This is a genomic window from Roseovarius carneus (genome assembly GCF_020141465.1).
In the GTDB taxonomy this organism is placed as follows: Bacteria; Pseudomonadota; Alphaproteobacteria; order Rhodobacterales; family Rhodobacteraceae; genus Roseovarius; species Roseovarius carneus.
Genome location: NZ_JAHSPD010000001.1, coordinates 2,844,243 through 2,857,869, shown reverse-complemented (window position 1 = coordinate 2,857,869; position 13,627 = coordinate 2,844,243). Strand labels below are relative to the sequence as shown.

General features: G+C 61.4%; 11 protein-coding genes and 1 tRNA gene. 11 read left to right on the top strand and 1 reads right to left on the bottom strand.

Annotation, left to right across the window (positions count from 1 at the left end):
• Window positions 1–11: 11 nt before the first annotated feature.
• The 7 genes from KUD11_RS14145 to KUD11_RS14115 all read left to right on the top strand — a co-directional run bounded on the left by KUD11_RS14145 (window position 12) and on the right by KUD11_RS14115 (window position 7,281).
• A complete protein-coding gene (locus tag KUD11_RS14145; RefSeq protein WP_109387751.1) occupies window positions 12–1,226 on the top strand; it encodes an SAM-dependent methyltransferase in 1,215 nt (404 codons plus the stop codon).
• A 30-nt stretch (window positions 1,227–1,256) separates the two neighbouring features.
• On the top strand, window positions 1,257–1,715 hold the full coding sequence (locus KUD11_RS14140; protein WP_224380262.1) for a TrgA family protein: 459 nt from the start codon (window positions 1,257–1,259) through the stop codon (window positions 1,713–1,715).
• 6 nt (window positions 1,716–1,721) lie between these two features.
• Window positions 1,722–2,837: an NUDIX domain-containing protein gene (locus tag KUD11_RS14135; RefSeq protein WP_109384101.1), complete on the top strand. Its 1,116-nt coding sequence runs from the start codon at window positions 1,722–1,724 to the stop codon at window positions 2,835–2,837.
• Between the two features lie 56 nt (window positions 2,838–2,893).
• Complete coding sequence (locus KUD11_RS14130; protein ID WP_109384102.1) at window positions 2,894–3,925, top strand: cysteine synthase A; 1,032 nt, start codon at window positions 2,894–2,896, stop codon at window positions 3,923–3,925.
• A 50-nt stretch (window positions 3,926–3,975) separates the two neighbouring features.
• A complete protein-coding gene (locus KUD11_RS14125; RefSeq protein WP_224380261.1) occupies window positions 3,976–6,396 on the top strand; it encodes a DUF3772 domain-containing protein in 2,421 nt (806 codons plus the stop codon).
• Window positions 6,393–7,112 (top strand): alanyl-tRNA editing protein, encoded by a 720-nt coding sequence (locus KUD11_RS14120; RefSeq protein WP_109384104.1) that lies wholly within the window; start codon window positions 6,393–6,395, stop codon window positions 7,110–7,112. The genes KUD11_RS14125 and KUD11_RS14120 overlap by 4 nt, the downstream gene beginning before the upstream one ends.
• A 79-nt stretch (window positions 7,113–7,191) precedes the next feature.
• Window positions 7,192–7,281: transfer RNA gene (locus KUD11_RS14115), tRNA-Ser, on the top strand.
• Between the two features lie 262 nt (window positions 7,282–7,543).
• Here KUD11_RS14115 and KUD11_RS14110 read toward each other — a convergent pair.
• Window positions 7,544–9,544 carry a TonB-dependent receptor domain-containing protein gene (locus tag KUD11_RS14110; protein WP_224380260.1) on the bottom strand — a complete coding sequence of 667 codons (2,001 nt, stop codon included), beginning with the start codon at window positions 9,542–9,544 and terminating at the stop codon, window positions 7,544–7,546.
• 226 nt (window positions 9,545–9,770) lie between these two features.
• Between KUD11_RS14110 and KUD11_RS14105 the strand changes: the two genes are divergently transcribed.
• The 4 genes from KUD11_RS14105 to KUD11_RS14090 are packed head-to-tail and all read left to right on the top strand — an operon-like array spanning window position 9,771 to window position 13,609.
• A complete protein-coding gene (locus tag KUD11_RS14105; protein ID WP_109384106.1) occupies window positions 9,771–10,847 on the top strand; it encodes a hemin-degrading factor in 1,077 nt (358 codons plus the stop codon).
• A gap of 32 nt (window positions 10,848–10,879) precedes the next feature.
• Window positions 10,880–11,752, top strand: a complete 873-nt coding sequence (locus KUD11_RS14100; RefSeq protein ID WP_109384107.1) for a heme/hemin ABC transporter substrate-binding protein — start codon at window positions 10,880–10,882, stop codon at window positions 11,750–11,752.
• 1 nt (window position 11,753) lies between these two features.
• Entirely contained in the window at window positions 11,754–12,824 is a 1,071-nt protein-coding gene (locus tag KUD11_RS14095) for a FecCD family ABC transporter permease (protein WP_109384108.1), read from the top strand.
• On the top strand, window positions 12,821–13,609 hold the full coding sequence (locus KUD11_RS14090; RefSeq protein ID WP_109384109.1) for a heme ABC transporter ATP-binding protein: 789 nt from the start codon (window positions 12,821–12,823) through the stop codon (window positions 13,607–13,609). Before KUD11_RS14095 ends, KUD11_RS14090 begins: the two co-directional genes overlap by 4 nt.
• The last annotated feature ends 18 nt before the right edge of the window (window positions 13,610–13,627 follow it).

The following is a 13,627-nucleotide window of genomic DNA, read 5'->3' as shown; positions in this document are numbered from 1 at the left end:
AATACCCTTTCATGATCCTCACTGACACGCATGGCCAGCCCGGCCTGCCGCGATACTTTTCTTCGGTGTTCTCAAAGCTCAAAACCTCTGTGCGCAACGGGAAGGTGGATTTCGTCATGCCCGACGGGCGCATCTTCCGCGCCGAGGGTCCGGGGGCAGGGCCGGTGGGCGTGGTCGAGGTGCATAATGACGACTGTTTTGCGCGGCTGGTACGCGAAGGCGATATGGGATTTTCCGAGGCCTATCTTGATGGCTGGTGGAGCACGCCGGACCTGATGGCGCTGATGGATTTCGCCCACGCGGATAATTGGGAAGTCTATGACGGGTTTCCCGCCATGGGCCTTTTGCGCGCCTATGAGCGGCTGCGCCACTGGCTGCGCCGCAACTCGCGCACGCAAGCCCTGAAGAATATCAGCTATCACTATGATCTGGGCAATCAGTTCTATGGGCTCTGGCTTGACGAGACGATGACCTATTCCTCCGCGCTTTTCACCTCAGGCCAAGAGGATCTGGAGAAGGCGCAGACCGCCAAATATGCCTCCATGGTGGATCAGATGGGCGTGAAACCCGGCGATCACGTGCTGGAGATCGGTTGCGGGTGGGGCGGTTTCGCGGAATATGCGGCCAAGGAGCGGGGGCTGAAAGTCACCGGCCTCACGATCAGCCGCGAGCAATTGGCCTATGCGCAGGCCCGGATGGAGCGCGCGGGCCTGTCTGATATGGTCGAGCTTAAGTTGCAAGATTACCGCGATGAGCGCGGCACATATGACGGCATCGCCTCCATTGAGATGTTCGAGGCCGTGGGCGAGCAATATTGGCCTGTCTATTTCGAGACGGTCCGCGAACGGCTCCGCCCCGGCGCGCAGGCCACGCTTCAAATCATCACCGTTGAGGATCATCGCTTTGAGGCCTACCGCAAGGGAATTGATTTCATTCAGAAATACATTTTTCCCGGTGGGATGCTGCCCAGCCCCTCCGCGCTTCATGGCGAGGTGGAGAAGGCCGGGCTCACCATCGAGCGGTCTCTGGAGTTTGGCAAAAGCTATAGCCAAACGCTGCGCCGCTGGCACGATACGTTCAACGACAAATGGGATGAGGTGGCAGCCCTCGGGTTTGACGACCGGTTTCGTCGGATGTGGAATTTCTACCTCACCTCTTGCGCGGGCGCGTTTGAGGGAGGAAACTGCGACGTGATACAAATCACCATTGCCCGCCCGGTCAAATAGCCCGGCTGGCCGCAAAAAAGACGAGGGCCCATGATCAAGACGCGCTACATGCCCACCGCAGCACGCCTTGTGGGGGCGGTGTCGCTTGGCGCGCTGGGCTGGCTTGGCTCGGACATGGTGCGGCCTTTGATGCCCGATCACACCGCCTTTGGCTGGTTCAACTATGTTAATCTGGTGCTGGGCATCCTGTGCGGCTGGTTTGTCATGGGCAGTCGCGCGGGGCGCGGTTGGGGCGAGGCGATCAGCAACGGGCTGACGGGGCTCTTCGCACTGGTTTTCTGGGGCTTCTTTGCCCAGAGCTTTAATCTCATGCTCAAGCAATCTCTGGAAAATCGCTATGATGGGCCGATGGAGGCGATTCTGGGGATGTTTAGGAATGCCGCCGAATATGCCGAATATCTGGTCGATCCGATGCTGATTGCGACGCTCACGGTTGGCGCGATAGCCTGCGGGCTTATCACCGAAATCGCTGCGCGTCGCTGGAGCTGACGAGCTTTGTCCGCGCTCTTTGTCTATGGCTCGCTGCGCGACCGGGCGCTTCTGGAGATCGTGTTGGGCCATGCCGGCGCGCAGGTTTGCGCAGGCACCTTGCCGGATCACCGGGTCAGCTGGGCCGAGGGGCAGGTTTTCCCCTATATCGAAGGCGCGCCGGGCGTCTCTGCCGAGGGGCTTTTGCTCAGCGGGCTGACCGCCACGGATATTACGCGGCTTGATTTCTTTGAGGGTGGGTTTGGCTATGACCTGCGCGCGGTTGAGGTCTTGGCGGGCGGTATGCGGCCAGCCGAGGTATATTTTCCCCGGCCCGGACTCTGGACTGCGGGCGCGCCCTTTGTGCTGGGCGATTGGCAGGCCACATATGGCCCGCTCAGCCGTCATGCCGCGCGCGAGGCGATGGGATATTTTGGCCGTTTCAGCGGGGCGGAGTTGGCCGTGAAGATGCCGATGATCCGCGCCCGTGCCGCGGCCCAGCTTTTGGCGGGTGGCGTCTCACACGCGATCCGCAGCAGCACCCCCGCCAGCGCCGTCGAGGTGATCGCGGAGGAAAGCCCCCATGCCGGGTTTTTCGTGACCAAGGCGCTCACCCTGCGTCACCCCAAATTCGACGGCACGCTGACGGAGCCTCTGCGACGTGAGGTATTTGTCTCCACCGATGCGGCCATCGTGCTGCCCTATGATCCGGTGCGTGACCGGGTGCTGTTGATCGAGCAGTTCCGCATGGGGCCTTTTGGGCGAGGCGATCCGCACCCTTGGATGCTGGAGCCTGTTGCAGGCCGTGTTGACCCCGGTGAGACGCCTGAGGCGGCCGCCTACCGCGAATGTGCCGAGGAAGCCGGGCTGACCCTCACGGGGCTGGAGCAGATTGCATCCTACTACCCCTCGCCCGGCGCAGTGACCGAGTATTTCCACACCTATCTCGGTCTTGCCGATATCCCCGACGATCTGCCGCGCTTGGGCGGGCTGGAGACCGAGGCTGAGGACATCCGGCTGCATCTTATGCCGTTTGAGCGTGCGCACGCTCTGATCGAGACAGGCGAGGCTGATAACGGCCCGTTGATCCTCGCGCTGATGTGGCTCGCGCGCGAACGCGCCCGCCTGCGCGCAGTCGCTTGAGTTTCGCCCCTTTGGGGCCTACACCAAGTCTAAATCAGGCGCGGAGGACCACCGACATGCGAATAGCTCAGGATCTGGCCGAGGCGGTCGGGAACACACCCCTTATCAAGCTGCGCCGTGCGAGCGAAGAGACCGGCTGCACAATCCTTGGCAAGGCCGAGTTCATGAACCCCGGCCAGTCGGTCAAGGACCGCGCGGCGCTCTACATCATCCGCGATGCAGTGTCGCGCGGCGCGCTGAAGCCCGGCGGTACGATTGTCGAAGGTACGGCGGGAAACACGGGCATTGGCCTCGCACTTGTTGGGGCGTCGATGGGGTTCAAGACCGTGATCGTCATCCCCGAGACGCAAAGCGAAGAGAAAAAAGACATGCTGCGGCTCGCCGGGGCGGACCTCGTGCAGGTTCCCGCAGCACCCTATTCCAACCCCAACAATTTCGTGCGCTATTCCGAACGTCTGGCCGCCCAGCTTGCGCAGACCGAGCCCAACGGCGCCATCTGGGCCAATCAGTTCGACAACACGGCCAACCGGCAGGCCCATGTGGAGGGCACAGGCCCCGAGATATGGGAACAGACCGGGGGCAGGGTCGATGGCTTCATCTGTGCGTGTGGGTCGGGCGGCACGCTGACGGGCGTTGGCATGGCGCTGCAATCCAAGGGCGTGAAGATCGGTCTCGCGGACCCGATGGGCGCGAAGCTCTATTCCTATTACACAACCGGGGAACTGGCATCCGAGGGCGGCTCCATCGCCGAAGGCATCGGGCAGGTGCGCATCACCCGCAACCTTGAAGGGCTAAAACCCGATTTTGCCTGCCAGATTCCCGATGAGGAAGCGCTGCCAATCGTTTTCGACCTTCTGCGCGATGAGGGGCTGTGCATGGGCGCATCTTCGGGGGTGAACATCGCGGGGGCTATTCGCATGGCGCGCGAGATGGGGCCGGGGCATACGATCGTGACCATTCTTTGTGATTATGGAACCAGATATCAGTCCAAACTGTTTAACCCTGAGTTTTTGCGTGAAAAAGGCCTGCCTGTGCCGGATTGGATGGGCGCGGCCCCACGATCCATTCCGGGAGTTTTCGAAGAATGATAAGGGTTTTCAAGACTTTGATGCTCGCCCTTGCGCTGCTATCGTTGCCTATGGGAAGCGGGTTTGCGCCGGGGTTTAATGCAGGGTCTGTTCACGCGCAGCAAACCGACGAGGCCCCCGATTACGACCGATGGGCCCTGATTGCGAGCCGCGCCTCCGAGGCGGTGGAGGCTGCACGCGCTTCTACCGGCGCGCTGGAGGATCTGCGGACCCTTCTGTTTGAGTGGCGCGATCGCTTCAACGCCGCGCAAAATGTCAACGCAAATGCAATTGCCACCGCCGAAGCACAGCTTCGCGCGCTGGGTCCGGCCCCCGCCGAAGCCGCCGCAGAAGGGTCACAGATCGCGGCGCAGCGTGTCGCGCTTAACTCCGAGCTGATAAATTTGCGCGAGCCGATCCAGCGCGCGCAGGTTGCCTATAGCCGCGCGGACGGGCTGATCAAATCCATCGACCGGATCATCCGCGAGCGCCAGACCGAAAAGCTGATGGAACTGGGTCCTTCACCTGTAAACCCGCAGAACTGGCCCGATGCTGTGAGTGCGTTCCGCGAAACCATCGCGGATATACGTGCCGAAGTAAGTAAATCCCTGCGCGGTGAAGTACGGCGCGCCGAATTCTATGGCGCACTGCCGCTCAGTATCGTCCTCACCCTGATTGGGTTTGTCTTGCTTTTGCGCGGGCGTTTCTGGGCCACGCTGGCTTTGCGGCTCGTCATGCCCAAAAGCACGGCATCGGTGCAATGGGTGCTGGGCTGGATCATGTCCATGGGCGAAATCGTGGTGCCCTTCATCGGATATCTGCTGATCAATGGTGCAGTCTACAATACAGGTCTTGTGGGTATCCGGGGCGATCTGATCCTGACGGCGCTGACACCTGCGGTGCTGATTTTCCTCGTCGCGCGCTGGCTTGCGCTGCGCTGTTTTCCACGCGGAGAGATAGCCCACCCACCACTGGTTCTAGGCCCTGAGGACAGGCGCTCTGGGCGGCTTTATGGCGGCGCATTAGGGCTTGTGATCTCGATCTTCTATTTCGTGCGCGAAACCAGCCAGGAGATGGCGTGGTCCAATGAGGCCGATGTTGTTGTCCTCTTCCCGGTCATGGTGTTGGCTGGGCTGATTCTGATCCGGCTGTCGCGTCTTTTGACCAAACACGCGCGCGCGGCCTCTGAGGATGAGGCGTTCGACACATACCGCAACCGCCTCACGCGGCTCTTGGCCAAGGCCCTCTTCCTGCTGGCGTTGGTCGCGCCGTTCCTTGGCGGGGTCGGCTATTTCACGGCTGCCGAGTCGCTGCTTTTGCCTTCGGTCCTGTCGCTGCTGCTTCTGGCCGCGCTGTTGATCTTTCAGCGGGTCATCAACGAGGTCTACGTTCTGGCCAATGGCGGCCGCGAGGAGGTGCGCGAGGACCTGATGCCGGTCCTTCTGGGCTTTGGTATGGTTGTCTTGTCACTCCCTGCCTTCGCGCTTGTGTGGGGCGCGCGGGTGGCGGATCTGTCAGAGCTTTGGGTACGGTTTACCAAGGGGATCACGCTGGGCAATATCACGATTTCGCCCACGATCTTCCTGATGCTCGCGGTGGTGTTCGCCATGGGCTATGTGCTGACCCGGCTGTTACAGGGCACGCTCAAGAACACCGTCCTGCCCAAGACCAAGATGGACGCGGGCGGGCGCAACGCGATCGTGTCCGGCGTGGGCTATATCGGTATATTCCTCTCGGCGCTCATCGCGATCACTTCGGCGGGCTTGGATCTCAGTTCCATCGCCATCGTTGCGGGTGCGCTCTCTGTCGGGATTGGTTTCGGCCTTCAGAATATCGTCAGCAACTTTGTGTCCGGCATCATCCTTCTGATCGAGCGGCCCATCAGCCAAGGTGACTGGATCGAAGTCAACGGCCAGCACGGCACGGTGCAGCAGATCTCTGTCCGCTCCACCCGTATCCAAACGTTCGACCGATCGGATCTGATCATCCCCAACGCCGATCTGGTGAGCGGTACGGTCACCAATTACACCCGCGGCAACACGGTGGGCCGGGTCATCGTGCCCGTGGGCGTGGCGTATGGCACCGATACGCGCCGGGTGGAGGGCATCTTGCGCGAGATTGCGCGCGCGCACCCAATGGTGCTGATGAACCCTGAGCCCACGATCCTGATGAAAGGCTTCGGGGCCGATAGCCTTGATTTTGAGATCCGCGCGATCCTGCGTGACGTGAATTGGATCATGAGTGTGCATTCCGACATGAACCACGAGATCGCCAAACGCTTCGTTGAAGAAGGCATCGAGATTCCGTTTGGGCAGCGCGACATCTGGATCCGCAATCCCGAGGCGCTCATGGGCGGCACACCCATCGCCCCGAACGCGCCGGAGCCGAAAACGGACACGCCAACCGAGGCGCGCGAGCGTCGACCGGGCGAAGTGGCCCAACGTGTTGCCGAAGGGGGATCAGTGGAAGGGGACGGGGGCGGCGATAAGTGACCGAGCCGCTCTTTCGCACGGATGCCTACCGCACCGAGGCTGTGGGCATGGTGGTTGCACACACGCCAGAGGGCGGTGTGGTTTTGGATGCGAGCGTCTTTTATCCCACCGGCGGTGGTCAGCCCGGCGATAGCGGGCGCATCGATTGGTCCGGCGGGGGGATGACTGTGGCCACGACGGTAAAAGGGCAGGGCGCACAGATCGCCCTCGTCCCGGCCGCGCCGCAGTCCCTGCCGCCCATTGGCTGCCAAGTACAGCAAACGCTGGACTGGCCACGCCGTCTGCGGCTGATGCGGATGCACACGGCGCTACACCTCTTGTCGGTCGTGATCCCGCTCCCGGTGACGGGGGGCATGATCGGTGAGACGCGCAGCCGGCTTGATTTTGAAATGCCCGATATGTCGGTGGACCGCGAAACATTCGAGGCGCATTTGGGCGAAATGGTTGATCGCGATTTGCCGGTGACCGACGGCTATATCACCCATGCCGAGTTGGACCAACAGCCCTCTCTGGTCAAAACCCTCTCCGCGCCGCCGCCCCGAAATGCTGGCAAAATTCGCCTCGTAAGGATCGGCGAGGGCACCGACCAAGTGGATTTGCAACCGTGTGGCGGCACCCATGTGGCACGCACCTCCGAGGTCGGCGCGTTGCGCCTTGGCAAGATCGAAAGCAAAGGCCGCATGAACCGCCGCGTCTATCTTCATCTGGACGATTGATACAAAGCGCAGGGTGCTCGCGAAAAACGCAACCTTCCCCTTGCAGCCCCCCCCGCACAGACGCTAGAAGCCCTCCAACGGAGCGGTGGCCGAGTGGTCGAAGGCGCACGCCTGGAAAGTGTGTAGGCGGGAGACCGTCTCCAGGGTTCGAATCCCTGTCGCTCCGCCAATACTCTACCTGATTTTTTAAACAACTGTCGGCACTTTGGCCGCTATTCCGTGCTTTTGGCGCGGGTAGGCAGGTAAGCGTACTCGGCGCGTCAGAAGGGCGTTTTATGCCTCGCACGGGTTAATTGTGCGGTGGAGGTTTCAATGGGAGCCAAACCAAGGGCCTCGGTCGGGCCAACAACGATACATCGCTCCCTGAGAAATGCTGTTGCGGGGGCTCTGGAGTGAACGGCGCGGGTGCCATGAGAGCACCCGCGCCTTGGTCAGAACGTCTTGGCCAGTGTGATTTTGAAGTTCCGGCCTGCGGCGGGGCGGGTTGAGAGGCGTTGGGTGTATTGCGTGTCGAACAGGTTCTCGATCCCGAAACGCACTTCGGTGCCTGCCCAGACGCCACTTTCCGGCGCGATCGTCGCGCGCAGGTTGTGGGCTACGAAACTGGATGAGCGCTCTCCATTGACGGTGATCCCATCATTCGCGACCACTTCCCAGCTCACGTCATAGGCTTCGGCAAACTTCTGACCCAATGTAAACCGCAGGCTGTTGGCGGCGAGGTTGCGCCAATCCTGACGGACGCCTCGACCTGTGGTCTCTTGGCCATCGGCAATGTTAGCGTTGAGATCCATGTAGAAGCCGGTGGCCGTAGCATAGGCGGCCTCAATCTCGATCCCTTGGGTGTTGACCTGATCCAGAGCGAGGAAAACGGGCGGCCCGAATGCGGCTGTGTTGGTGACATAGGAGGTCACGTCCCAAAGCTCCGTGTCATAGGCGTTGAGCTTGAACGACAGGCTGTCGCCTTCGCGGAACGCCCCTTCGGCCTCATAGGCAAAGCCAAGCTCAAAGGTGCGGGATTTTTCGCTATCCTCCATGCGCGCCACATTGTCCAGATCGTCAATCGGGGGCAGGACCTCCGTGTAGGCGGCTGAGCCAAATACCGAAAATCCGTTCTGGAACGCATAGCGCAGCGACAGCCCACCCATCAACGCGTCATGCTTGAACCGGCCATTATTGGGCGCGGTGCTGCCCTTCACATCCGATGTCTCATAGCGAAAGGCCGGCGTGACGGTCCAGCCATCTCCAAACGACATCTCGTTGATCGCGAAGATGGCCCAGCGATTGTCTTCACCGCCCGGTGCGGAAGCCGCGTTCTGGCGCTGGCGAAGGATATATTCTATCCCCGCCGTGAGGTCGTGGTTAACCGCTCCGGTCTGGAAAAGGGCGGTGTTCTTGAGGGTGAGGGTTGTCGTCTCATAGCGGTGGTCAGCATCGTTCAGTGGGCTGGCCCGTCCGATAGCCGTCTGAGTGATCTCTTCATCCGCGTAGGAATATTGCAACGTCAGATCAAGCAGATCATTGCCCACCGGGTTGAAGCCGTAGCGCAGGATTGTCGTAGCGCTGCGCACATCGCGGTCGACATTGCCGAAATTGGCAAGGCCGAAGCTGTCATATGGCACGTCTCTTTGGGACGATTCCGTCTCCGTATGTGTGAGGGTTACGGACTGCGCATCGCCCTCGCCGAAGGTCAGCTTACCTTTAACCAACCACGATGGGTCGTTGGTCGCGCCGCCCGCAGGGTTGATCAAACCCCCGTTGCCGTCTTCTTGCGGCTCTGTGGTGCGGCGGGTGTAGTTGGCGAGGAACTCAATGTTTTCCGTGGGTTGCCACGCAAGGATGCTCGATGAGGTTATGCCGCTGCCGTTGGTTGCGAACTCCAGCATCTGGCGGGCGGCAAAGCCCACCTCGCCGCCGGTGAAGTCCGATGCGTCCTTGGTCTCAAGCCGCACAACACCACCCACCACGCCCGAGCCGAACTCGAATGAGCCGATCGTGCCGCGCAGCACCTCGACCTGTTTGTAAAGCGCGGGGTCGGTGAAAAGCTGATTGCCGATGCGGTACAGCTCTTCGCTGCCGCGGGTGGCGCCATCGACTTGAATGAGGATCTTTTGATCGGTGCCGAACGAACCTGTCGCACCGAAGCCGCGGATCGTGATGCCTGAGCCTTGCGGGGTAGACCCGTTGACCAATGTCACCCCTGGTACAGTGTCGATCAACTCGGCAACGGTTCCCGCCTGCCGGTCGTCGATCTCGGTCTGGTCGATTTCGGTCACTGGCACGGCGGTGTCGGTGCGCACATCGCGCTTGCTTTCGCCCAATATGATGGTCCCAAGAAATCCATCCTCCTCCTGTGCCGCAGCGGGGAGGGCGGCGGCCAGTGTCAGGCAAAGGGCTGTTGTCCCCCATAGGGGCGCGCGCATTTTTCGTGTCATTATGGTGTCCTTCTGAGATGCTTTGGTTTGGCTGAAACCGTGGCTCGCAGAAGCTGGCGCGGTAATTCGTCGTCTGCCCGGGAAAATCGGGTCTTGTGCCGGATAGATGAATCAGACTAAATTAGTCAAGAATAATCTGCGCAGTTGATATGCGCCGGTTCGCCACGCAAGCGCTTTCGCACGCTGCGCAGCCATATTTCTCAGACATTCAATACAAGAGGACGCCATGGCTGATACCATTGCTCAAACACACACCCTTCAAGCACCCGCACCTGAAGATATCCGCGCAGCTCAGGCCGATCACCCAAAGCTGAGGGATCGTGATCTGGCAGGTAGGCTTGGTATCAGCGAGGCACAGCTTGTCGCTGCTTCCTGCGGTATCACCGCCACGCGCATCGACGCGCATCCCGACCGGATCATGGATGCGGCGCAAAAATTGGGCGAGGTGATGGCACTCACCCGTAACGAAAGCTGCGTGCATGAGCGGGTCGGCACCTATGAAAATTATCATTCCGGTGGCCATGCGTGCATGGTGCTTGCCGACGAGATTGACCTGCGGATGTTCCCAAGCCATTGGAAACATGCCTTCATGGTAGAAAAGGAAACCGACGCGGGCCTGCGCCGATCGCTTCAGGTGTTCGATGCGGCGGGTGATGCGGTCCACAAGATTTTCCTGCGCGACGGGTCTGATCTGGCCGCTTGGGACGCGTTGCGCGATGACTTGCCCATCGGGGATCAGAGCCAATCGCTTGAGGTCAGCGACAGACAGCCTCCCGAGGCCGCGAAATCCGACATGTCCCGCGTGGACGTGCTGCGCAAGGAGTGGGCGCGGATGACCGACACGCACCAGTTCATGCGCCTGACCTCGAAGCTGAAGATGAACCGGCTCGGGGCCTACCGCATTGCAGGCGCGCCGTTCGTTCGCGCGTTGGCCCCCGGCGCGGTGGGCACAGCGCTGGAGCGGCTGGCCAAGGATGGCACCGAGGTGATGATCTTCGTCGGCAACCGTGGCTGCATCCAGATCCACAGCGGCCCCATCGTGCAGCTGCGCCCAATGGGCCCGTGGCAGAACGTGATGGACCCGCGCTTCAATCTGCATTTGCGGCTCGATCACGTGGCCGAGGTCTGGGCGGTGGACAAGCCCACGCAGCGCGGTAACGCCATGTCACTTGAGGCATTTGATGCGCAAGGTGGCCTGATCTTTCAGATATTCGGCATCGGCAAAGAGGGCCGTGACAGCCGCCCGGCATGGCGCGCATTGGTGGGTTCGCTGCCAGACGCACCGGCGAAGGAGGCGGTATGATGCGGCTTTTGTCGACAATACAGATAGGGCGCATGTCGCTTGTGACCGCCACAGCCCTTGCGCTGGCAATAACACTGTTCGTGAGCGTTCTCCCGTTTCAGAAGGCGGTCCAAGCAGCCAGCCCTGGTGATGTCGTCTCGCTTGGCGGCTCGGTGACGGAAATCGTCTATGCGCTTGGTCAGCAGGATCGGTTAGCGGCGCGTGATACCACATCGTCCTACCCGCCCGAGGCCGAGGGCCTGCCTGATGTGGGATATGTTCGCGCGCTCTCCGCCGAAGGGGTTTTGTCGGTCAATCCGGCGCTGATTCTCAGCGAAGATGGCGCGGGCCCGCCTGAGGTGATTGAGGTGTTGAAGCGCGCAGGCGTGCGTTTTGAGCAGTTGGAGCCAGCGATGGACGGGGAGGGGATCGCGGCCAAGATCCGCGCCGTTGGCCGCGCGCTTGAAGTGTTGGACGCAGCTGAGGATCTGGCGGGCCAAGTGGAGGCTGATATGCGCCGCGTCACGGGAAGTGCGGCCAAACTGGCCGGGGACGCGCCCAAGCGCGTTCTCTTCATCCTCAGCACGCAAGGTGGCCGTATCATGGCGTCGGGTACCGGCACGCAGGCCGATGCGATGATCCGTCTTGCGGGCGGGGTGAACGCGATTGACGGTGTTGAGGGCTATAAGCCCCTGAGTGATGAGGCCGTAAGCACCGCCGCACCGGATGTGATCCTGATGATGGATCGTGGTGGCGATCATTCGGTGGCCGATGATGTGCTCTTTGCGATGCCTGCGATCCGCCCGACCCCTGCGGCTGTGTCCGAAAGTGTGGTGCGAATGAACGGGCTCTATCTGCTCGGTTTTGGGCCACGGACGCCTGATGCCGTGGCCGAGCTGAGTGCTGCGCTCTATGGCGACCCGTAGCATGGTGGTGATCGACGCGGCTTCCCCCCTTCCGTACATTGACCGCCGCACTGTAGCACGGCGTGCGCATATTGTGCTTGGGCTGTTCTGCGCAGCCTCTATGGTGGCAAGCCTTGCGATTGGCCCAGCGGGGACGTCTCTGTGGGGCGCGCTTGGGCAGCTTATGCGCGGGGAGGTACTGAGCACGCTGGATCAGGTCGTGCTGCGTGATATCCGCTTGCCACGCATGGTTCTCGGCGCCCTTGTGGGGGCGGCGCTCGCTGTGTCGGGCGCTGTGTTGCAAGGGCTTTTTCGCAATCCACTCGCCGATCCCGGCATTGTCGGTGTCAGTGCAGGCGCGGCACTGGGTGCCACCAGCGCGATCGTGCTGGGCGCAATGCTGCCGCTAGCGGTGCAAAACATCGTGGGCAATGCGCTAATCCCGCTCGCCGCCTTTCTTGGCAGCTGGATTGTTGTTTTCGTGCTCTACCAGGTGGCGACGCATCGGGGCCGCACCTCTGTGATTACCATGCTTTTGGGCGGTATCGCGCTCGCGGCGTTGGCAGGGGCCTGCATGGGCGTCCTGATCTATATTGCGGATGATGCGCAGCTGCGCGACCTCACGTTCTGGAGCCTTGGATCGCTGGGTGGTGCTACATGGATCAAGGTGGCGACTGCGGGGCCGATGATTGCGCTTGCCATTGTGGCGGCAGCGCTGCTTGGAGGGTCGCTCAATGCTTTGGCGCTGGGCGAGGCTGCGGCACATCACCTTGGCATCCCGGTGCAACGGGTGAAACGCGGGGCGATCCTCTGCGTTGCGGTGGCGACGGGAAGTGCTGTGGCCGTCTCGGGTGCGATCGGGTTCATCGGCATCGTGGTGCCGCATCTTCTGCGCCTCTCGACGGGCCCTGATCATGGACCGCTCTTGATTAACGCGGCCCTTTTGGGCGCGGCGTTTCTGGTCTGGGCGGATGTGATTGCCCGGCTGATCGTGGCTCCGGCGGAATTGCCCATCGGCATCATCACGGCAATCCTTGGCGCGCCGGTTTTCCTTTGGATTTTGCTGCGTCAACGCGGCAGCCTCATGGCATGAGCTTGATTGCACGCGACATAACCTTTGCCTTGGGTGGCAAAACAATCCTGAGCGATGTGGCCTTCACCGCCCGGCCCGGTGCGGTGACGGCCATCGTCGGGCCGAATGGATCGGGCAAGTCCACCCTTTTGCGCATCCTGTCGGGTGAGGAGAGCGCAGGTGGCGCCGTCACCCTCAACGGCATGGCCGTGACGGCACGCAACGCAAGCGATCTGGCGCGCATCAGGGGAGTTTTGCCGCAGGCGGCCAACATGGCTTTTCCCTTCACCGTGATTGAGGTGTTGCGCATCGGCCTTCAGGCCGGGCCATATGCATTGCGTAAGGGCGTGGCGGAAGAGGCGTTGAACGCGGTTGGCCTCACAGATTATGCCGGGCGGTATTATCACGAGCTGTCTGGCGGAGAGCAGCAACGCACGCAGCTTGCCCGTGTCCTATGCCAGGTTTGGGAGCCGGTGCTGGACGGCACGCCCAGTTGGCTTTTGCTGGACGAGCCGGTGGCGAGCCTCGATATCGGCCATCAGCTGATTATCATGGAACTTGCGCGCCGATACGGCGATGCGGGCGGTGGTGTTGTGACCGTGATGCATGACCTTAACCTCACAGCGCTCTATGCGGATCGCGTGGCCTTGATGCAGGACGGGCAGATCGCGGCGGAAGGTGCGCCATCTGACGTGCTGACCGATGCAATCCTGTCGGAGGCTTATGGCTGTCACCTTCGGGTCAATGCGCCGCCGCCACCAGGCTTGCCCTATATCTTGCCGCATATGGCGCGGCTCGGAGATTGATTGTCTGGGCTGAAATGC